22 protein-coding genes are annotated in these 21,645 nt (G+C 37.0%); 7 read left to right on the top strand and 15 right to left on the bottom strand.

The window, feature by feature from the left end; all coding sequences use genetic code 11:
• Both coxB and cyoE read right to left on the bottom strand, forming a co-directional pair.
• Entirely contained in the window at positions 1-1,068 is a 1,068-nt protein-coding gene (coxB, locus tag M3183_RS11830) for a cytochrome c oxidase subunit II (RefSeq protein ID WP_251469808.1), read from the bottom strand.
• A gap of 107 nt (positions 1,069-1,175) precedes the next feature.
• On the bottom strand, positions 1,176-2,105 hold the full coding sequence (cyoE, locus tag M3183_RS11825; RefSeq protein ID WP_251469806.1) for a heme o synthase: 930 nt from the start codon (positions 2,103-2,105) through the stop codon (positions 1,176-1,178).
• Between the two features lie 585 nt (positions 2,106-2,690).
• Between cyoE and M3183_RS11820 the strand changes: the two genes are divergently transcribed.
• Positions 2,691-3,596 (top strand): COX15/CtaA family protein, encoded by a 906-nt coding sequence (locus M3183_RS11820; protein WP_251469804.1) that lies wholly within the window; start codon positions 2,691-2,693, stop codon positions 3,594-3,596.
• 41 nt (positions 3,597-3,637) lie between these two features.
• Here M3183_RS11820 and pyc read toward each other — a convergent pair whose 3' ends face one another.
• The 3 genes from pyc to M3183_RS11805 form a co-directional block, all read right to left on the bottom strand.
• The gene (gene pyc / locus M3183_RS11815) at positions 3,638-7,081 is read right to left on the bottom strand and encodes a pyruvate carboxylase (protein ID WP_251469802.1); all 3,444 of its coding nucleotides are present in this window, start codon (positions 7,079-7,081) and stop codon (positions 3,638-3,640) included.
• Positions 7,082-7,155: 74 nt separating this feature from the next.
• Complete coding sequence (locus tag M3183_RS11810) at positions 7,156-8,361, bottom strand: FtsW/RodA/SpoVE family cell cycle protein (RefSeq protein ID WP_251469800.1); 1,206 nt, start codon at positions 8,359-8,361, stop codon at positions 7,156-7,158.
• A 176-nt stretch (positions 8,362-8,537) separates the two neighbouring features.
• Positions 8,538-8,819 carry an Fpa/YlaN family protein gene (locus M3183_RS11805; protein ID WP_251469799.1) on the bottom strand — a complete coding sequence of 94 codons (282 nt, stop codon included), beginning with the start codon at positions 8,817-8,819 and terminating at the stop codon, positions 8,538-8,540.
• A 167-nt stretch (positions 8,820-8,986) separates the two neighbouring features.
• Between M3183_RS11805 and M3183_RS11800 the strand changes: the two genes are divergently transcribed.
• Positions 8,987-9,484 (top strand): peptidyl-prolyl cis-trans isomerase, encoded by a 498-nt coding sequence (locus tag M3183_RS11800; RefSeq protein WP_251469796.1) that lies wholly within the window; start codon positions 8,987-8,989, stop codon positions 9,482-9,484.
• A gap of 47 nt (positions 9,485-9,531) precedes the next feature.
• On the opposite strand, the gene M3183_RS11795 is transcribed toward M3183_RS11800, so the two are convergent.
• Positions 9,532-10,860, bottom strand: coding sequence for a PhoH family protein (locus M3183_RS11795; protein WP_251469793.1), 1,329 nt, complete (start codon positions 10,858-10,860; stop codon positions 9,532-9,534).
• Between the two features lie 186 nt (positions 10,861-11,046).
• Between M3183_RS11795 and M3183_RS11790 the strand changes: the two genes are divergently transcribed.
• The gene (locus tag M3183_RS11790) at positions 11,047-11,637 is read left to right on the top strand and encodes a YhcN/YlaJ family sporulation lipoprotein (RefSeq protein WP_251469790.1); all 591 of its coding nucleotides are present in this window, start codon (positions 11,047-11,049) and stop codon (positions 11,635-11,637) included.
• A 15-nt stretch (positions 11,638-11,652) separates the two neighbouring features.
• Here M3183_RS11790 and M3183_RS11785 read toward each other — a convergent pair whose 3' ends face one another.
• Positions 11,653-12,108, bottom strand: coding sequence for a pyridoxamine 5'-phosphate oxidase family protein (locus M3183_RS11785; protein WP_251469788.1), 456 nt, complete (start codon positions 12,106-12,108; stop codon positions 11,653-11,655).
• Between the two features lie 169 nt (positions 12,109-12,277).
• Between M3183_RS11785 and M3183_RS11780 the strand changes: the two genes are divergently transcribed.
• Positions 12,278-12,478, top strand: coding sequence for a YlaI family protein (locus tag M3183_RS11780; protein WP_251469786.1), 201 nt, complete (start codon positions 12,278-12,280; stop codon positions 12,476-12,478).
• Positions 12,479-12,557: 79 nt separating this feature from the next.
• Here the strand turns inward: M3183_RS11780 and M3183_RS11775 are convergent, their stop codons facing one another.
• Genes M3183_RS11775 through typA form a run of 3 tightly spaced genes read right to left on the bottom strand, consistent with a single transcriptional unit; the run spans position 12,558 to position 15,033 of the window.
• Positions 12,558-12,851, bottom strand: coding sequence for a hypothetical protein (locus M3183_RS11775; RefSeq protein WP_251469784.1), 294 nt, complete (start codon positions 12,849-12,851; stop codon positions 12,558-12,560).
• A gap of 14 nt (positions 12,852-12,865) precedes the next feature.
• Positions 12,866-13,180 carry a YlaH-like family protein gene (locus tag M3183_RS11770; RefSeq protein ID WP_251469783.1) on the bottom strand — a complete coding sequence of 105 codons (315 nt, stop codon included), beginning with the start codon at positions 13,178-13,180 and terminating at the stop codon, positions 12,866-12,868.
• Between the two features lie 14 nt (positions 13,181-13,194).
• Entirely contained in the window at positions 13,195-15,033 is a 1,839-nt protein-coding gene (gene typA / locus M3183_RS11765) for a translational GTPase TypA (RefSeq protein ID WP_251469781.1), read from the bottom strand.
• A gap of 141 nt (positions 15,034-15,174) precedes the next feature.
• Between typA and M3183_RS11760 the strand changes: the two genes are divergently transcribed.
• The gene (locus M3183_RS11760; RefSeq protein WP_251469778.1) at positions 15,175-15,360 is read left to right on the top strand and encodes a YlaF family protein; all 186 of its coding nucleotides are present in this window, start codon (positions 15,175-15,177) and stop codon (positions 15,358-15,360) included.
• Between the two features lie 37 nt (positions 15,361-15,397).
• Here M3183_RS11760 and M3183_RS11755 read toward each other — a convergent pair whose 3' ends face one another.
• Together M3183_RS11755 and M3183_RS11750 are read right to left on the bottom strand one after the other, a co-directional pair.
• The gene (locus M3183_RS11755) at positions 15,398-16,195 is read right to left on the bottom strand and encodes an inositol monophosphatase family protein (RefSeq protein WP_251469775.1); all 798 of its coding nucleotides are present in this window, start codon (positions 16,193-16,195) and stop codon (positions 15,398-15,400) included.
• A gap of 241 nt (positions 16,196-16,436) precedes the next feature.
• Positions 16,437-16,631 carry a hypothetical protein gene (locus tag M3183_RS11750; protein WP_251469772.1) on the bottom strand — a complete coding sequence of 65 codons (195 nt, stop codon included), beginning with the start codon at positions 16,629-16,631 and terminating at the stop codon, positions 16,437-16,439.
• A gap of 178 nt (positions 16,632-16,809) precedes the next feature.
• Here M3183_RS11750 and M3183_RS11745 point away from each other — a divergent pair, with 178 nt between their 5' ends.
• Complete coding sequence (locus M3183_RS11745; RefSeq protein WP_251469770.1) at positions 16,810-17,442, top strand: YktB family protein; 633 nt, start codon at positions 16,810-16,812, stop codon at positions 17,440-17,442.
• A 694-nt stretch (positions 17,443-18,136) separates the two neighbouring features.
• Here the strand turns inward: M3183_RS11745 and M3183_RS11740 are convergent.
• Positions 18,137-18,412 carry a UPF0223 family protein gene (locus tag M3183_RS11740; protein WP_251469768.1) on the bottom strand — a complete coding sequence of 92 codons (276 nt, stop codon included), beginning with the start codon at positions 18,410-18,412 and terminating at the stop codon, positions 18,137-18,139.
• A gap of 33 nt (positions 18,413-18,445) precedes the next feature.
• Positions 18,446-19,405, bottom strand: coding sequence for an NAD(P)H-dependent flavin oxidoreductase (locus M3183_RS11735; RefSeq protein WP_251469766.1), 960 nt, complete (start codon positions 19,403-19,405; stop codon positions 18,446-18,448).
• A 201-nt stretch (positions 19,406-19,606) separates the two neighbouring features.
• Between M3183_RS11735 and M3183_RS11730 the strand changes: the two genes are divergently transcribed.
• A complete protein-coding gene (locus M3183_RS11730; protein ID WP_251469764.1) occupies positions 19,607-21,079 on the top strand; it encodes an aminotransferase class I/II-fold pyridoxal phosphate-dependent enzyme in 1,473 nt (490 codons plus the stop codon).
• A gap of 366 nt (positions 21,080-21,445) precedes the next feature.
• On the opposite strand, the gene M3183_RS11725 is transcribed toward M3183_RS11730, so the two are convergent.
• Positions 21,446-21,568: a GapA-binding peptide SR1P gene (locus tag M3183_RS11725; protein ID WP_251469762.1), complete on the bottom strand. Its 123-nt coding sequence runs from the start codon at positions 21,566-21,568 to the stop codon at positions 21,446-21,448.
• Between the last annotated feature and the right edge of the window lie 77 nt (positions 21,569-21,645).

Raw genomic sequence — 21,645 nt, 5'->3', positions numbered from 1 at the left:
TTAATCCTGAACTTTTAAGCCCATAAGATATTCAGCTAAAGCATCAAGCTGCTGATCAGTCATCTCTGGATATTTTCCTGACATTTCGTTACCTGGTTTATAAGTTTCAGGATTTTTTATCCAATTTTTTAATTCCTCTTTGTTATGATCTAAAATACCCGCAATACGTGATCTTTCTCCAAAGTTCGTTAAGTTTGGTGCAACACGTGCAGTATCAGGCATTTTATTTTGTGGTGTTACAGCATGACATCCGATACAGCTTTTATTAAAGATTTCCTGACCTTGTGAAGCTAAATCTGATGTTGCCTTTTCAGGTTCTTTCACTGCCTGCATATCTTTAACCCAAGTATCGAAATCGTCACGGTTCATAGCTTTTACTTTGAAATCCATTAAGGCATGTGATGGTCCACATAGCTCAGCACATTTACCATAGAATAGGTTACCTGCTTCATTCGCACGCTTTTGATCGAAAACTAACCAGAATTTATTGATGTTGTCCGTGTTAGTATCCAATTTACCGCCAACGGCTGGAATCCAGAAGGAGTGCTTTACATCCATTGATTTTAAGTTGAAATATACTTTTTCATTTGTAGGTACAACTAAATCCTGACTGGTAACAATCTTTTGTCCAGGATATTCGAAATCCCACCAATACAAATGTGAACGAACATTAATAACAAGTGCATCTGAATTTTTCTTATCCATTTCTTTTACATCAGCAAGTTTAAATGTTGCTGCAACTGTAGGCACAGCTAAAATTAATAGTAAAAGAATAGGGATAACAGTCCAAAGGATTTCTAACAAATGATTTCCTTCTACTTGTTTAGGAATTCCGTTATCGCCTTTTTTTCTTCTAAAACGGAAAAAAACAATGACGAAAATCACCATTACAACTACAATTACTCCAACCATGATATAAGTACTTAGTTTCATTAAATCAAATTGGATATCTGCCACTTCACCGGCCGGCCTTAATGCCGAAAGATACGGTTTCCCGCTGCACCCGGAGAGCGCTAGCGCCAAAATCGCAAATAACGAAACCAGACGCCACTTTGCAAGCCTCTTCATAGCTTCATCAAACCCCTCTTTCGTTTTTAATTTCTTTTTAATGTTTGATCAAAGAAGTATGTAGTTTCTTTCCCTAATAAGCTAACTTGGGAAAGAATTTAGCAAAACTAAATTAATGTAACAAGAACCATCGCCACAAAAATAATAGTTAAATATTGCAGTGAGTAAACAAACATTAGTTTTGCCCACTTTATGTCATCTTTGATCTTATATCCATAAATCCCTAATGCGAGCCAGCCTATATTCAATAGGGTGGCTAGAATTAGAAATGGGATTCCTAATTTAACAAGAAGTATTGGTAATGGCAGAAGTACCGTTACCCAAAACAAAATGTGAAGTTTCGTTGTTTTAAACCCCTTCACAACTGGCAGCATCGGTATTCCTGCAGCTCTGTATTCATTCACGCGTCTCATAGCCAGTGCATAAAAATGCGGAGGCTGCCAGGCAAACATTAGAATAAACAATGCCCAAGCAATCATATCAAGATTGGCATCAACAGCTGCCCAGCCAATAAGAGGTGGAACAGCACCAGAAATACTGCCGATAATCGTATTCGAAACTAATTGTCGTTTCGACCACAAGGTATAAAGGAAAACATAACTAAAAACTCCAAGCAGTCCAATTACTGTTGCAGTTATAGTGGTAAAAAATAAAAACAATGTCCCTAATCCTATTAAAAAAATACCTAATCCTAAAACTTTGAATGGAAGAACTTTTCCAGTGACAGTCGGTCTTGTTTTTGTTCTTTCCATTAAGTGGTCTATATCGCGGTCAACATAATTATTGACAACACAGGAACCAGCAATGATAAATGAGGAGCCTGCTATTGTATAAAAAATAACATCTAGATGTTCTAAAAAACTTTGGCCGGTAAAATGAAGTGCAAGCCATATACCTGTAAAGGTGGTAATAAGGTTTGAATTTACGATCCCGATTTTAATCAAGGCCATAAAATCTTTCCATGCTGAGGTTTTAACAGAATCAGCATGTAATCCCGCTGCTGCACGATCATCAATGGCAGCCTTAGAGTTAGACATCCATTTCTCCTCCTAATTCTTAATACCAATATTCTCAATCAACAAATAAACAATACTCAAATTCAACAATTATTTTGCTGAAGCCTATGTATCCAGAATAGTAGAGAAAGTTATCGTGATTATAACAACACTTTCTCTGTATATTAAATCACACTTTGGGATATTTTTGTGAACTTTTTTTGAATAATTTTTGTCTAATTTGTGAACGGGATTATTTTACCCAAAATAAGAATAAATCTTTACTATATTTTTATATTTCCCATAAAACTAATACAAAAATAGAGAAAAAGAGGAAAACACCTAATTTTTTCTTTTGATTCTAAAAATTATAAATCCTTACCTTTATTTCTAACAAACTCTAATGAAAGTTTCAACTATTTTCACTATAATAATAGTTGAAATAAAAAATTATTTATTAAAGCTCTTATATTGAATGGAATAAAAAAATAATTAGATGAAATTCTGTTCTTTTTATAAAGAATTCGTTATGATGAATAAGGGTTTTCAATATGCTTGTGCAATCATTATACTGTCAACATTATCCAAAATACAAATTTTTGAACTAATGGTAAGAAGGTGAATTTTTTGCGTCAATCTTTAAAGTGGTTGGCGGTAGCCACTACAATTGTTATGATTTTAATTTTATTAGGAGGGGCTTTAGTAACCAAGACCGGATCTGGTATGGGGTGCGGCAGATCTTGGCCCCTATGCAATGGGCAATTTCTTCCCACTGATATTGATACCAAGCTGATAATCGAGCTTGCCCATCGTCTTATCTCAGGTTTAGGCGGGATTATGGTCGTCATTTTATCTATTTGGTCTTGGAAAGAAATTGGACATATTAGAGAAACTAAATTTCTTTCTATTCTTTCTATTTTCTTTTTAGTATTACAAGGTTTGATTGGGGCAGCTGCTGTTCTATGGGGGCAATCTGATTTTGTACTCGCCCTCCATTTTGGAATTTCACTCATCTCTTTTGCTGCTGTTTTTTTATTGATGCTGCTTATATTTGAAGTAGATAAAAAATTTGAAGCTGAAAAGCTTTTAATCGATAAGAGAATGGGATTTCATATTATCGGTATCAGCATTTATAGTTATTTGGTTATTTATACAGGCGCACTAGTCCGACATACAAATGCCAGCTTAATTTGCCGGGACTGGCCGCTTTGTTTGAATGACAGCCCCGCCCTTCCCGGGAATTTATATGAATGGGTTCAAATGGGGCATCGAACAGCTGCCGGAATCCTATTCCTATGGATTGGTTATACTGCCTTATTATCTATCCGCCATTATAAACACCAAAAGGTATTATATTGGGGATGGATCATTTCATTCATTCTTGTGTGCATGCAGGTTACAGCTGGAGCATTTATTATTATCAGCAGGCTGAATCTTTATATTGCCTTGCTGCATGCATTATTCATTACCTGTTTATTTGGGATATTAAGTTATTTTATCCTCTTATTTTCCAGAACTAAACGTTATCATTAAAAAAAGCTGCCGTTTTAATCGTTTAAACGGCAGCTTTTTGTTTATTCTTTTACCAGTTCAATCATAAGATCCCCTGTTTGAATAGCATCTCCACTAGTAACGTAAATATCTTTTACCACACCGGAGAATGGGGCTTGGACAGTTGTTTCCATTTTCATTGCCTCAGTAATCATCAAGTGATCACCTCGTTCAACCTTTTCACCCTTTTCTACTACAACCTTAATCACCGTGCCAGGCATTGTAGCGGAAATATGGCTTTCATTTTTAGGGTCACCTTTTACCCTTGCGGCGACGGTTGCCTTGATGCTTTCATCTTTAATAATAACTTCACGCGGCTGGCCATTCAGCTCAAAGTAAACAACCCTAGTTCCGTCAGCTTGAGGCTGGCCGACAGAAACCAATTTAACAATTAAAGTTTTTCCTGTTTCAATTTCAACTTCAATTTCTTCACCTAATCTCATTCCGTATAAGAATGTTGGGGTGTCAAGAACTGAGACATCGCCAAACTGGTCTACTGTCTTTCTATACTCCAAAAATACCTTTGGATATAAGGCATAGGAAATGACTTCTAAATCAGTTGCCTGCCGTCCGATTTCATGATAAAGCTCTTCTTTAAGCTGATCAAAATTGACCGGTTCCAATAATTCACCAGGTCTTACTTCCAGCGGCTTCTTACCTTTCAGAATTACTTTTTGCAGTTCTTCAGGAAATCCTCCGTAAGGCTGGCCAAGAAACCCTTGGAATAATTCAACCACAGAGTCCGGGAAATCAAGTGAATATCCCTTTTCCAAAACGTCCTGTTCGGATAAATTATTTTGCACCATGAATAGTGCCATATCACCGACAACTTTTGAAGAAGGAGTTACCTTTACAATATCTCCAAACATATGATTAACGCGGGAATACATTTCTTTTACATCATCCCATTGATCACCTAAACCTACTGCTTTTGCCTGCTGCTGAAGATTACTATACTGTCCTCCAGGCATTTCATGCTGATAAACTTCAGAATGAGGGGCTTTCATGCCGCTTTCAAAGTCTTGATAATATTTACGTACATCTTCCCAGTAGTGAGAAAGCTTTTCAAGGGCATCAATGCTAACAGCCGGCTTTCTGTCACTGCTTTCAAGAGCATAATATAAAGAATTGGCACTTGGCTGTGAAGTTAAGCCTGCCATTGTACTTAAAGCAGTGTCAACAATATCAACGCCGCCATCAATGGCACGTGCATACGTAAAAATTTGATTACCGCTTGTATCATGAGTATGCAGATGGATTGGAATATCAACTGTTTCTTTTAATTCTGAAATTAAGCGGTAAGCTGCTTCAGGTTTCAATAAACCAGCCATATCCTTGATAGCCAGTATATGTGCACCTTGATTTTCAAGTTCTTTAGCCAAGTTTTTATAATATGTCAAATTATATTTTGTCCTTGAAGGATCCAAAATGTCCCCTGTATAGCAAATCGCTGCCTCAGCAATCTTTCCGGTTTGTCTAACTGCATCAATAGCAGTTTCCATACCTTTAACCCAGTTCAAGCTGTCAAAAATTCTAAATACATCTATTCCAGCAGCGGCTGACTGCTTGGCAAATTCTCGAATTACATTATCTGGATAGTTTTTATAACCAACTGCATTGGCACCGCGGAACAGCATTTGGAATAATACATTAGGAATTTGTTTCCTCAATGTATGCAGACGCTCCCATGGATCCTCTTTTAAAAACCTGTATGCTACATCAAAAGTGGCACCGCCCCACATTTCTAAAGAAAATAAGTCAGGCAAAAGTTTGGAAGTTGGTTCTGCAATATGTCCAATATCGTTTGTTCTCATTCTAGTTGCAAGCAATGATTGATGGGCGTCACGGAAAGTAGTATCCGTTAGTAATACTTGCTTTTGTTTTTTTACCCATTCTACTAAACCTTCTGCACCTTGAGTGTCTAAAATTTGTTTTGTTCCTGGTTTGGTTGGATAATCGTATGGCAATGCCGGAATTCTTGGCTCAGCAAAGATTGGACGCTTTTTCTTTTCAATTCCTGGGAAGCCGTTTAAGGTTACATTCCCAATATAATTCAGCATTTTTGTTCCCCGGTCTTTACTTACTGGGAAATTAAACAATTCCGGAGTGCTGTCAATAAAGGAAGTATCATATTCGCCGTTTAAGAAATTTTCGTGTTTTACGACATTTTCCAAGAATGGAATATTAGTTTTAATTCCCCTGATCCTAAACTCCTGCAAGTTTCGAACCATTTTTGATGCTGCCTGTTCAAATGTTACAGCCCAAGTTGATAGTTTTACTAATAATGAATCATAATATGGTGTAATAATCGCTCCCTGGAAGCCATTTCCTGCATCCAGACGGACACCAAATCCCCCGCCAGATCGATACGCCATTATTTTTCCAGTATCAGGCATAAACTGATTTAACGGATCCTCTGTGGTAACCCTTGACTGGATTGCATATCCAAATAGCGGGATTTTATCCTGAGCAGGAATACTAATAATCGGGCCATGCAATTCATGTCCCTCTGCAACAAAAATCTGTGTTTGGACAATATCAATCCCAGTAACCATTTCTGTTACTGTATGTTCTACCTGTACACGCGGATTTACTTCAATAAAATAAAAGTCGCTGCCAGAAACAAGAAACTCTACAGTCCCTGCATTAACATAGTTGACATTTTTCATCAATTTAACTGCCGCATCACAGATACTGTTTCGCAGTTCAGCAGAAAGAGAAACACTAGGAGCTGTTTCAACTACCTTTTGATGACGGCGCTGGACTGAGCAGTCTCTTTCGTACAGGTGGACAATATTTCCATATTTATCACCAATAATTTGAACCTCAATATGTTTCGGCTTTTCAATTAATTTTTCAACATATACTTCATCATTGCCAAATGCTGCTTTAGCTTCAGATTTCGCCCGATCAAAGGCTTCTTGTAATTCATCACGGCTTTTGACAATTCTCATTCCTCTTCCGCCGCCGCCTAAAGCTGCTTTAATCATAATTGGGAAACCAAATGAATCAGTGAATACTTCAACATCCTTTATACTTTGGACAGGTCCGCCGCTTCCTGGAATAACTGGAATGCCTGCAAGTTCTGCCTGATGTCTTGCTTTTACCTTGTCACCAAACATATCTAAATGCTCTGAGGCAGGTCCAATAAATACGATACCTTCATCTTCACAGCGTTTTGCAAAATGAATATTTTCAGATAAGAAGCCATAGCCTGGATGAATGGCATCAGCACCGCTTTTTTTGGCAATAGCAATAATTCCGTCGATATCTAAATAAGCATCGATTGGTTTCTTCCCTTCACCAACTAAATATGCCTCATCTGCTTTATAACGATGGTATGAGCCTGAATCCTCTTTTGAATATATTGCAACAGTACGAATATTCAGTTCAGTGCAGGCACGAAAAACCCTGATTGCTATTTCCCCTCTGTTAGCAACTAATACTTTATTTATTTGTCTTGACACAAGAAAGCACCTCTTTTGTTTGTGTATGTGTATATTTAAAATGCCAAGCACCAAGACAGGCCCTTGGCATTTGATTATATATAATGAACTTTTCCATCGCGGCTCTCTGTACCTTTAACAGTTTGGCCATTTTTATTCTTGTATTTCTTTTCAAACTTAACAAACATCGATACATTCACAAGTATCCCTGCGGCTGCAGCAAGCATTAATAAAGAGGAACCTCCATAGCTGATGAAAGGCAGTGTAACACCGGTAAGAGGAATTAACCCTGATACACCGGCAAGATTTATAAAAGATTGAATTCCTATCATACTGGAAATACCTATAGCAAGCAGACTGCCAAATGGATCTTTACACTGGAGTCCAATATATATTCCTCTTAAAACGATATACGAGAGTAGTAGAATAACAAAACCGACTCCCCATATTCCCAATTCCTCAGCAATAACAGCCATAATAAAATCTGTATGTGATTCCGGAAGATACCCAAGTTTTTGAATACTTTGGCCCAGTCCCAAACCATTAATACCGCCAGAACCAATTGCGATATAAGAATTCGCCAAATGGAAGCCTGCATTTTGGACATATTCTGGAGCAAAAGGGTTGTCCAAAACAGCAAAACGGCTTGCACGTTTTTCTGAAAAAATATGTCCTTTTAAAACAAATGCAACAGGCAATAGAACAATAAGTGTCATTATTAAAAGTTTCGAGATATTTTTAAAGTTCATCCCTGAGCAAAGAACGATTGTTCCTGCAATAAGAGCGATAATGCTTGCTGTTCCATAGTCAGGCTGAAGGATAATCAGGAAACATACAACAAATAAATACGCCAGCGGAGGCAGTACACCCTTATTAAATTGATTAATATATTCCTGCTTTTTGGCATAAACAGCTGCTAAATAAATAATAACCCCAAGCTTAACGAATTCAGAAGGCTGGATTTTTAATGAACCAATTTTATACCAGCTTTGTGCACCGCCGGCTACATCACCAAATATAAACAAACCTAACAGGGTGATAAGCGATGCCGCTGTAATTAAGACTAGAACATTTGTAAACTTCATGATCTTATATGGAATAATAGCAGATATAAGAAAGATTATTAGAAATCCACCCAGCCAAAGCTTTTGCTTTTGATAGAAATAATCTGGCTGCACATCATACCTTTGAACTGCCCAGGCCATACTTGAACTATAAATCATGACTAAACCAAACGCACATAATAAAAATATAGCGATGATTAAAGTAAAATCATATGATCTTAGAATTTTTTTTCCCATATAAGACGTCCTCATTTTCATTATTGGTTTTACCATTCTATTATAATAGAAAATGAACGCTGTGACTTGACCTTAAGTGATTTTGTTACAATATTTTAATATAGAATATTCAGAATAGGCTGGTAAAAAATAATAAAAAACCCAAACAATCGATTGGAATTGTTTGAGTTTTCCCGTTATTTCCTAAGGGATGCATCATGAAGCGCAGATACTTCTTTTTCTAATTTATCGATTATTGCTTTACCATCCTTGCTATCAAGCAAGCCTAATCGAACAGCAAAGTCTATTTCCCTTGACAGGCCAAACATTTGAGTATCCAATACCTCTTCATAAAGAGGGCATTGAGGCATCGTGAGATTGTCCATTTGCACTTTGATAAGCTTTAAAATTTTCTCAGCGTCAGCCTGCAGCAAGGCATATGCTTTTTCTTGGTGATTCACGATCATTTCAGACGCCAACATTGATCCCCCCATTTCAGAGCGATTATTCAACTTATCTATAAATTTTAACGGTTATCATGGAAAATTGCAAGAATTATGAGGGTAATTAAAGAAAACAGTTAAGATTATGATTTTGTTCCAAAAAAAGCTATACTAGTATTGGCTAATTATTAGGGGGGATTAAGATGAACAAAATTGTAACGATCTCTGGAAAGGCAAAATATTCTATAACACTTGATCCAAGCACATGGATTTTTGACGACCGCAAGCTGGATTTAACCACCTATTTTGTTAAGGAAAAAGAAGAAGACCGTTCATTAGAAGAATATACAAAGTCTGTTTCTAAGCATTGGGACCGTGAAATTATGGAGGGTGCCGTTTTCCCGCCAACATTAAAAACTGAAAAGAAATTTCTTAAAGAAAAGGTTTTAACAGGAACTTTTGGGATGCTATTTAAACCATTCATCGAAAATGCTGAACTTGAAAAAGATGCTTCTTTCCTTCTTATTCAGTCAAAAGACGGAGAAGTGGAACTTCCGATAGAGACAGCTAAAGAATTAATCTTGAAGTTCTCCGATAATGGTAAACCTTTAACTGCTGATGGCCCAGTTCATATTTACTATGGAGACGGTTCAAATCTCCAAAACCCAATTAAAAACGTAACAGGATTTATTGTAAAATAATTTTGTCATCATTGGATGAATCGGGTGCCTAATCGGCACCCATTTTATTAAAGTAAATCCGCTGCTAACCTGGCTAAACCGGATCTTTCTCCTTTTAGCAGCCTAACATGACCGGAAACAATTTGGTTCTTGAACTTTTCCACAACGTAAGTTAAACCATTGTTATAGGCATCAAGGTATGGATGATCAATTTGCTCTGGGTCCCCCATCAAAACAATTTTACTGCCCTCTCCTACACGGGTTAAAATGGTTTTTACCTCATGTTTAGTCAAATTTTGCGCCTCATCAATAATGATGAATTGCTTAGGCAGGCTTCTTCCGCGAATGTATGTTAATGCTTCAACCTCAATTGAACCCATACCAGCCAAAATTGCATCCAGTTCTCCAGGCTTTTTTGTATTAAAAAGAAATTCTAAATTATCGTAAATAGGCTGCATCCATGGCCTCAATTTCTCCTGCTTCTCCCCAGGGAGAAAACCCAAATCTTTTCCCACAGGTACAATCGGCCGCGCTACTAATAGTTTTTTATATTCCCTGAAATCCTCTGTCTGCATTAAACCAGCCGCAAGAGCAAGCAGTGTTTTTCCGGTCCCTGCCTTTCCAATTAAAGTAACAAGCGGAATATCCTTGCGCAGTAATAATTCGATTGCCATGGTTTGCTGCACATTTCTAGGATGAATCCCCCAAATATGTTCTTGATTCAAAGCAAGCTTTTTTACTTTTTTACCGAAAGGATCAACCATGCCTATTGCAGAGGCTGAACCTCCAAGAGCATCCTTGATAATTAGAAATTGATGTGGATAAAACCGGTATTGCCCTATTTCCGTAACCTGAATTTCCCCTTTTTCGTAAAACTCTTTTACTTTCTCAACAGGAACAAACACTTCAGAAAAGCCAGTATAGATATGGTCGATTTCAACTACGCGGTCATTTAGAAAATCCTCTGCCACAAGTCCGAGTGCATCGGCTTTCACCCTTACAAGGGCATCCTTACTAACTAGAATGACAGGCTTGCCATTCTCTTTTGTTTGTTCTTCTAAGAATAAATTTTTCGCCACAGCTAGTATTCGGTTATCATTTGTTTTTTCAACAAAAATATCCTGCAGCTCGTGAAATGAACGATGATTTAGTTCAATTCTAATTGTTCCGCCATTTTCTAGGGGAATTCTTTCATGAAGTTTACCTGAAGCTCTAAGACCATCTATTAATCGTGATACGTGTCTTGCATTCCTTCCTATTTCATCCATATATCTTTTTTTAGAATCCACTTCCTCAAGTACCACAGCTGGAATTACAACTTCATTTTCTTCGAACGAAAAAATTGAATACGGGTCTTGCAATAATACATTTGTATCTAGGACGTATATTTTACTCAAAGCGACGCCTCCTGCTTGTCAAGGTGTTAGGCCTGTATGAGAGTTGCCTACCTCCTGATAGATGGACATTGGTAAAATATATGTTTATTGGAATAAAGATAGAAGGCATTCCGCACAATAAATGTGAACGGAATATAGGTTTATTTCAGCCAAAAAGAAGTAAAAGGTGATGGAGGATGATTCTAAATGAAAAAGGTCCTAATATTGATGGTTATATGTTTTACCTTAACCGGGTGCAATAATAATAACAATAAACAAATTGACGAAAGTAAAGACTCTTCATTAGTCAATGTTAAAAATAGTTATATTGAAAATGTCGATCGTAAGTCCGGCCAGGAAATTTCGAAACGGTTAGTGGAGCTTGCAACCAGCATCCCGAATGTTAATGATGCCACTGCTGTTGTGCTGGGCAAATATGCGATAGTAGGTCTTGATGTAAACGCTAAGATTGACCGCTCACAGGTTGGCTCCATTAAATATTCTGTGGCTGAAAGTTTAAAGAAGGATCCTTACGGTGCCAATGCAGTGGTAGTAGCAGATGCTGACACAACCCAACGACTAAAGGAAATTCAAGCAGATATTAAAGACGGCAGACCTATTCAAGGCATAATGGAGGAGCTTGCCGACGTGGCTGGACGACTGATGCCGGAGATACCTGGAGATTTAATCACCCCCAATCCTAAAAGGGCTGTTGAAGAGCCAGATAAAAAATTATCCAATCCTGAAAAAGATAAATTAGAAAAAGAACAAGAAAAGCAATCAAATTATCATAAATGAAAAAAGCTTAGGGAACTAAGCTTTTTTCATTGCATCCATGACCTGTTTATCTAAGCGTTCGGCAGCTCTTTTATCATAGGTCTTATCATATTGTACTTCGGTAACAATTTTTGATCCATAAAACATAACATCTCTTACTTCATTAATCGAAACCTCAATTAATGCAAGTTTTAATGGTACATCTTGAAGCCTTTCTTCTTTAACAATTGCATTGCCTTGAATAGAATAAGTAGATTCATTTGCGATGATGTTAATGACTACTTTATTATTGTTAGAAAGATTTTCAAGAATTCGTGAACGGTTATCAATTGCAAAGTAGATAGTACTCTCATCCTTTGCTACTATCCAAGAGATGGCACTGACATTAGGACCGCCGGTTTCATAATCAATTGTAGCTAAAGTAACAAACCTTTCTTTTTGCATCACATCAAACAAGGGTTTCATTAATTTTGGTTCCACTTGGTTTACCATTTCAATAACTCCTTTTTCCAATACATCATTCTGATAAAAACAGTTATCCTCATATTACTACTACGACGTTTTTTCATCAAGTTTAACATCTGATATTACCATGCACGGATTTCCCATGTTATAGTAAAGATAATCTTTCTAAGCAATTAAATTCAAAGAGGTGCCTTTCATGCGAGTAAAATGCGTAATTTGTGATAGAGTGGAGAGTATAGACGATGAATCCGTGATCGCTAAGCGGCTTCGAAATCGTCCGATTCATACATATATGTGCAAGGAATGTCACGACAGGATTAGTGATAAAACAAATGCCAGAATTGAATCAGGCAATTTCAAACTATACCGTTCAAAACCGGACAAAGATGAATGGTAAATGAAGAAGTGCAATCTCACTAAATTCAAGCAAACAAAAAACCTCAAGGTCCTCCAAATAGGAAGAACTTGAGGCTTTTTTAATCCTCAACCGTATAATTTACGTATTTTTCAGGTTCTTGATTAATTTGGTTCAGCATGATTTCAATTAACTCTCGTGGGAAACGTGTTTTTTTGCTTTCATCTCCCAGCTCATAAGAAACATAATACATACTATCATCTTTTGTAATTTTAATATTAGACACTTTATATTCAGATGATAACACTTCTTCAAAATGGTCTTTTGTTTCCAAAGCAGCTGTATCATCTGGACGCTCATCACAAACCACCTTAATCGTCAACCAATTATATATAACATCCTGTACTGATCTCATTTCTCCTGCCTCCGTTATTTTGCCTCAGTTCTTTGTTTTTTGGATTGATGCAAGCGAATTTTGTAAACAGCTAAAATCAATGCAGCAACCACTAAACCTTCTCCAACCGGAAGAAAAATACCAAAAAAGGTAAAAATGGAACAGCCTAGAATTAAAATGGTATATATGATGATGTTTTTTCCAAGCGGCAGTTTCTTTGCAAATCCTAACTTATAAACAATAATGGATAAAACAACAATGGTAAGGTAGAGCAGCCACATACCAAGTTCAGGCTGCTCATCCACTTTATATAAAGCAGCAAAGAATGAAAGCCGTTCCCCAACATCCATGTTAAAACCCTCCATTAGCTCATTTCTGCATATTTTTTCTTTCTAGCCATTTTTTCACGTTCATTTTTATCCAAGATTTTCTTTCTTAAACGAATTGATTTTGGTGTAACTTCACAATACTCATCTTCATTTAAATATTCTAATGATTCTTCCAGCGTCAAAATACGCGGCTTCTTGATTACAGATGTTTGGTCTTTTGTTGCTGAACGAACGTTGGTGGCATGTTTTACTTTCGTAATATTTACTGAAATATCATTTTCCCGGGAATTTTCACCTACAATCATGCCTTCGTAAATTTCTGTTCCAGGTTCAACGAAAATTGTTCCGCGTTCTTCTACTTGCATTATACCATAAGTGGAAGTTTTACCAGTTTCCATTGATACAAGTACTCCATTACGTCTGCCGCCTACTTGGCCTGAGAGCATTGGCTGATAACTATCAAATGTATGGTTAATAATTCCATAACCACGTGTAAGGGTTAAGAATTCTGTTGTATACCCAATCATACCTCTTGCTGGAACATTGAAAATTAACCGAACTTGGCCATTGCCATTATTAATCATATCAAGCATTTCCCCTTTACGGGCACCAATCGATTCCATTACAGAACCAGTATGTTCTTCCGGTACATCAATTTGTACTCTTTCGATTGGTTCACAGCGAACACCATCAATTTCCTTTACAATGACTTGAGGTTTAGAAACCTGAAGTTCATAACCCTCACGGCGCATGTTTTCAATTAAAATGGAAAGATGCAGTTCTCCGCGTCCAGAAACAATCCATGCATCAGGGGAATCAGTATTTTCAACCCGTAAGCTGACATCAGTGTGTAATTGTTCTTGAAGTCTTTCTTCAATTTTTCGTGATGTTAAATATTTTCCTTCACGTCCGGCAAATGGACTGTTATTAACAGCAAACGTCATCTGCAGTGTTGGTTCGTCAATTCTCAAAATTGGTAAAGCTTCTTGATGCTCAATTGGACATACTGTTTCACCAACATTGATATCTTCCATTCCAGAAACAGCCACTAAATCTCCAGCTTTTGCCTCCTGCACTTCTAAACGTTTTAAACCAAAGAAGCCAAGAATCTTTGTTACCCTGAATTGTTTAACAGAGCCGTCCAACTTCATTAGGGCTACTTGCTGACCTACATGCATAGTACCTCGGAATACCCTTCCAATTCCAATTCGGCCAACATATTCATTGTAATCTAGGAGAGCAACTTGGAATTGAAGCGGTTCATCACTATTATCTACTGGTGAAGGGATATGTTCGATAATTTTTTCATACAATACCTGCATATTTTCATCCTGTTTTTCAGGATCCAGGCTTGCAGTGCCATTAATGGCTGAGGCATATACGACAGGAAACTCTATTTGTTCCTCATTAGCACCCAGTTCAATAAATAAATCAATGACTTCATCTACTACTTCAGCTGGGCGTGCAAAATCACGGTCGATTTTGTTCACAACAACAATCGGTGTTAAGTTTTGCTCTAAAGCCTTCTTAAGAACAAAACGAGTCTGCGGCATACATCCTTCATATGCATCGACTACTAAAAGAACTCCATCCACCATACGCATGATTCGCTCTACTTCTCCGCCAAAATCGGCATGTCCAGGAGTATCCAGAATGTTAATCCGTGTATCTTTATATTGAATGGCGGTATTTTTTGCTAAAATTGTAATCCCGCGTTCCCTTTCTAGATCATTTGAATCCATCGCACGTTCTTCAACATGTTCATTTGATCTGAATATACCTGATTGTTTTAATAATTGGTCAACTAATGTTGTTTTACCATGGTCTACGTGGGCAATTATCGCAATATTTCGAATATCTTCTCTTGTTTTCAAATTTTTCCACTCCTATTTATAAAAAACTTAACAGCTATTTTTAGTTTCATGCACAACTAAAACATTATACCACATTAACAGTGGAAAACTAAAAACTTTTTAGGTAAAATATAATTAAATTGAATTTTAAGGAGTATTAAAATGAACAGAATAAAATGGCCGATGCTTATATATGCATTTTTAGCCGCAGCAAGTATTATGGGAATTGGCGTTGCAATTGCAGAAAAAAGCGTATCAGGAATATTGGGCTGTATAGCCGCAATAATTGTCATTATGGGTATGGGTTTTAAAACTAAAAAGAAAATGCGGGAAAATGGACTGTTGTAAAAAGCGAATTGAAAAAGAAGCCATGCAGGCTTCTTTTTCACCATTTACCATTTTTTAAATAATCCGTTAAAATTTCTTGATGGAGACCTGGCCTTGCTGCAAAAAACGAGTCCTTTGATAAGTAATCCAGCCTTTCTCCCCTTAAATTAGTGATAACCCCGCCCAGTTCCTCTACAAGAATTGCACCTGCCGCAAAATCCCAAGGAGATAAGCGCAAGGAGATATAAGCATCCACTCTTCCAGTGGCAACATAAACTATTTCCAGTGCTGCAGACCCATAAGATCTGGTTCCCCTTGCAGCACGGGCTAAAGGGATTAATAATTCATGGTTTATCCGATGATTTTCCATGACCCATGTTGCATTTAATGCAATAATGGATTCCTTCACATTTCTTTCCTTAAGAGGCAAAATACGTTTATCATTAAAATAGGCGCCATTTCCACGTATAGCATGATAAAGTTCATCATGAACAACATCATAAATAATTCCCATTTGACCTACGCCATTTTCATAAACACCAATCGAGATGGCAAAGTTTCTCTGCTGGTGAATAAAATTCATCGTCCCGTCAATTGGGTCAATCATCCACACGATTCCATCAAGTTGTTCGAATTCATCGCCATATCCTTCTTCTCCCAATATTTTATGTTCCGGATATTGTCCCCTAATCTTACTGATGAAAAATTGTTCGATTTCCTGGTCGATATCTGTTACCAAATCATTTGGATTTGATTTCGTCCGAATCGTTAAAGTCTCCTGGAAAGAAGCTCGAATTCTTTCCCCAGCCTCTTTCACCCATTGACTGGCATTGGTATAAACCGTATCCCAATTCATAATAATCCTCCAATAAAAGTTGTCCTATCTCTTCTTCTAATATATGTAGTTTGAAACGTAACGGTTGAAATATGTACTATTAGATTAATCCAATTTCCTTAGCCGGGCAACTTTTTCCTATTTTTATGCCCAATAATAAACGAACTCCCCCTTCTTATATGGAGTTCGTTTAAATCACCATAGTTTTCTTTTGTTTCATTCTATTTTTTTGCTCCTTAGACGAAAATACTTTTTAACAATATTATAAAGCTTTTAATCGCAGTAATTCTTGTCGGATTTTCTCCAGTTTTTGTTTACACTGTCTAATTTTTTTCTCATCCTTTTCTTCAATCGCCTCAAATAATGTTGCTAACTCATAGTCCATCTCTAATCTCAATACTGCAGTTCTTTCCTTTTCACCAGGTTTTTTTAATGAAGTATTCATCAATTGTTTCACTTTCTCCTCCCCTTTCAAAGGACTCGCTGTTTTTTCGTATAATTCTTTTACTGTATAATATGAGCTATTTAGAAATGTTGGAACAAATATGTGCATTTACCTAGATAGGCAACAAATTACTACGTCTTGTATGATTATGCTACAATAAATGACAAATGATGTTCGGGAGGTTCTTTAAATGGAATTTACAGGCTTCACTAATGAAGATTTTGATGTTTTTTTAATAGATGGCCTTGAACCTAGAATGGATGCTTTAAAGACGAGGATTCGTCCAAAATTGGAGGCATTAGGCAGCTATTTGGCACCTACATTATCTGCTTTAACTGGAGAGGAAATGTTTGTCCATGTTGCAAAACATGCAAGACGGACGATCAATCCTCCCAAGGATACATGGGTTGCTTTTGCCAATAATCGCAGAGGCTATAAAATGCTGCCGCATTTTCAAATTGGCTTATGGAACACACACTTATTTATATGGTTTGCAGTTATCTATGAAGCGCCTCAAAAGAGTGAAATTGGGGAAAAATTCACGAAAAAGGCGTCCACAATATATAAAGAGATTCCTAAAGATTTCGTTTGGTCCGGAGATCATACAAAACCTGATACCATTCACCATCAACAATTATCAAAAGATGAATTGAAAAAGATGTTTGAACGCCTGTATTCGGTTAAAAAAGCGGAATTGCTGTGTGGATTTACACTTACTAAAGAAGAAACCATTAAGCTCGGTTCCAAGGAATTAATCGAACAAATTGATACTGTGTTTAATAAAGTTGTTCCATTATATAAACTCGCCATAGGATTGAAATAAAGAGAAAGCTCCCGGCTATTTCTGTAAGTAGTTCCGTTTCGGTGGAGAAACATACCAAATAGCATGTTAATTAGCAGACCAAATCGCATATGATTTGGTCTCTTATTTTCCTCTTAAATATCAACAATTATGAGATATTACCACTTTAATTAGAGAGCAAAATCGCAGCCTAAAAACATATTGACAATAATTATTGTCAACGTGCTAATTACTATGTGAATTCGTATGCAATTTGCTATGTTGTTTTTTTACTTAAGCAGGTAACCAGAGATAATTAAAATAAGCGGAGATTTTTCGGTTAGACTGCATAATAGAGCTTGGTTCGGGGTATATAAGCGGAGGTTTTCCGATTTAGCAAAGCAAAATGACCCATTTTTACGTTTTTCGAGTCAATAGTCGGAATCCTTCCGTCTATTTAAGCTATTTTCAGTGCTATTTCCTATTTAAAAGAAATTTCTCCGCTTATCTATCAAACTCGCCTTGGCGTCTAATGAACTTGTACAACTTCTCCTTTAATTAAACAAGAAAAACAAATTAAAGACAAAAGCTTGGGAAATCCCAAGCTTTTTTGTGTGCTGGTTATATTGTTATTTACTTGTTATTCATGCTGCGAAATCTAATGTTATTTGTGCTGCGAATTTAGATTTTCTCCACATTATCGGAACTACTTACTATTTCTGCCGGGAGCTTTTATTTAGGACTCCATGATAATTCTTTGACCTGATGCGGATTCCTTTGCCTTTTTAATGGTTCGATATGAGGAATAGCCGCTTGTTTCTTCAAATTCCCCGCAAATTGTCTTTTCTTCTGCTTTACTGGGGACAATTTCTTTAAAACGACGATAAGCCTGCATAAGGTGATCGCGTTCTATTCCAGTTTCATATGCTTTTTCAACTGCTTCGAAAAACTTCACTACATCAATCATTTCCTCAGTCGACCAGCTGTAGTCAATTGGGTATTGATATTCCATTAACTCACCTTCTATTCAATCTTGAACACTTTTTTATTTTCCCCATTTATTCCGAATTTGTTCTGCCTCAGTAATTATTCTTTCAAAGAGTTCGGATGTGGCCGGAACATCCTTAATAAGTCCCATTACCTGCCCGGCCCAGGCAAAACCTTCATCTACCGCACCATTATATATGTACTGTTTGTTGGCTTTACCGCTAATATAATCTTTCAGCTGTTCATATCCTCCATTGTTCTTTTCAATATCTAATATCTTTTCAGTCCAGCTGTTAGCAATTGCCCTCCCTGGTGCACCAAGTGTTCTCTTAATCACAACTGTATCAGTTTCTGTTCCTTCAATCAAAGCATTTTTATAAACTTCACTAGCATGTACACATTCCTTTGTAGCAATAAACCTTGTCCCCATCTCAATTCCTTCTGCCCCCAAACTTAGTGCGGCCATAAGACCTCTTCCATCACCAATTCCACCTGATGCAATAACAGGGATTGACACGGCGTCTGTGACTTGTGGAATTAATACCATTGTTCCAATATCATCGCGTCCCAGGTGACCGCCGCCTTCCTGCCCTACTACCATTACGGCATCGGCACCAAGCTTTTCTGCCTTAATCGCCTGTCTCCTTGCAGCAACAAGGACAAGCGTTTTAATTTCAGTTCCCTTTAATTGTTCAAAGATCGGTGCTGGATTACCTCCAGTCATTGAAATGACAGGAACTTTTTCATCTATCGCAACTTGCAGAAGTTCACTATATTCCCTTCCATGCTGACCGATTGCGAAGTTAACTCCAAAAGGATTTTTCGTCAATTCTTTTACCTTTCTGATTTCTCCCCTTAGCTTATCAGGGCTTCCTAATGACATTGCTGTAATTTGTCCGAGCCCCCCCGCATTGGACACAGCGGCAGCAAGCTCTGAATAGGCTAAATAGGCAAGGCCGCCTTGGATAATTGGATATTGAATGTTAAGAATTTCCGTCACTCTTGTTTTCCAGTTCATTTTTACATCCCCCTAAAAGAAATAGATAATAGTTATTTCTTTTTAAAAGGGTAATTTTCCTTTCATTTTGGAAAACTAAATCAAAGTTTATAAAAGGGAGTCAAATTTATTTAAATGTCCTATGCATAACAAAAGAATAATGCTATAATTCATTTGTTTTGTAATAGTAAGGGAATTTTTTAATAAGAGGTGTGGTTTTAATTGTCTCAAAATCAAACACCGTTATTTGACGGTTTAGTAAAACATGCTAAAAAAAATCCTGTTCAATTTCATATTCCCGGCCATAAAAAAGGGGCTGGAATCGATCCGGAATTCCGTAAATTTATAGGTGATAATGCTTTATCTATTGACTTAATTAATATAGGGCCGCTGGATGACCTTCATCATCCAAAAGGGATGATTAAACATGCCCAAGATTTAGCTGCTGCAGCCTTTGGTGCTGATCATACTTTTTTTTCTGTTCAAGGCACAAGCGGGGCTATTATGACAATGGTAATGGCCGTTTGCGGACCAGGTGAAAAAATTATAGTTCCCAGGAATGTCCATAAATCAGTCATGTCAGCGATAGTCTTTTCTGGGTCAATTCCAGTTTTTATTCATCCAGAAATAGACAAAGAATTAGGAATTTCTCATGGGATTACGACGGATTCTGTTGAAAAGGCACTTGAACAGCATCCAGATGCCAAAGCTGTTCTAGTTATAAATCCAACTTATTTTGGTATTTCAGCAGATTTGAAAAGAATCGTTGAGATTGCTCATTCTTATCATGTACCTGTTTTAGTTGATGAGGCACATGGAGTCCATATTCATTTTCATGATGAACTTCCTTTGTCTGCTATGCAGGCAGGCGCTGATATGGCGGCAACCAGCGTCCATAAACTAGGTGGTTCTTTGACACAAAGCTCTATTTTAAATGTAAGGGAAGGGCTGGTATCGGCAAAACATGTACAATCAATTTTAAGCATGTTAACTACTACCTCAACTTCCTACCTGCTGCTGGCCTCACTGGATGTTGCCCGGAAGCAATTAGCCACAAAAGGAACAATGCTGATTGATAGGACCATTAAGTTAGCCAGCTCCATTCGAAAAAGAATTAATGAAATTGACCGCCTATATTGTGTAGGTGAAGAAATACTTGGTACAAAAGCTACATTTGATTATGACCCGATGAAACTCATTATTTCGGTTAAGGATTTGGGATTAACAGGCTATGAAGTGGAGAAATGGCTAAGAGAGAAACATAATATCGAAGTGGAATTGTCAGATTTGTATAATATCCTCTGTATTATTACATTTGGTGATTCAGAGCATGAAGGAAATATATTAGTCGAAGCATTACAGGACTTGGCCAAAGAATTTGAACATCGTGCAGAAAAAATTGAGCCTGTTGAAGTCTTATTGCCAGAAATTCCAGTACTGGCTTTAACACCTAGAGATGCATTCTATTCAGAGACTGAGGTCATTCCATTTGAAGAGTCTGAGGGAAGAATTATTGCTGAGTTCGTGATGGTTTACCCGCCTGGAATTCCAATTTTTATACCTGGTGAGATTATTACAAAAGAAAACCTTCATTATATCAAGAAGAATCTTGAAGCAGGACTTCCCGTTCAGGGGCCTGAAGACGATGATTTAAAAACCATTCATGTGATAAAAGAATATAAGGCTATTCAATAAGAAAGAAGCACAAGCACCTTCAGACCTGTGATATTTATTCTAAGCAGGTCAGACTTAACACCAGTCAATATTCTAAGTACTGAAAACCGCTTATTGACTTTTAAGATAGCAGGTGATTCTACCTCTATCTTCTAAAGGGAATTATTTTCGCAAGATATTTATTGAGCTGTTTTTAGGATGAAAACTGTCTGAACGCTTTTTAAAAAAGCTAACGCTCTTCCTTCATACGATGTTAATGCTGTCAAAGCTTTCCTTGTGGAGCAGGGCATTTCTCGTAGTTAAAAACTTATACATTCTGATAATCTTAACAAAAAAACAGGATTCCTGATTAAGGGATCCTGTTTATTATTTATTCTTGATCATGTTTTACGCTTCTTTATCTTTTTGGTGACCGCAGCAACATTCACATTTTGAATAAAGAACAGTTACCTTTTCATCTTCAAAATGATCAATAGTTGAGTTACATGTTTGACATACAATTGTCCCCATATTTCCTATCCCCTTTACACTTAATGGAAATAAAATCTTTAAGATGAAAGCGTTTGAAATATCCTTAGATTTATAAT

Origin of the sequence: Neobacillus mesonae (assembly GCF_023715155.1) — a bacterium.
Classification (GTDB): domain Bacteria; phylum Bacillota; class Bacilli; order Bacillales; family Cytobacillaceae; genus Neobacillus; species Neobacillus mesonae_A.
This window is presented reverse-complemented; position numbering and strand designations above follow the sequence as displayed.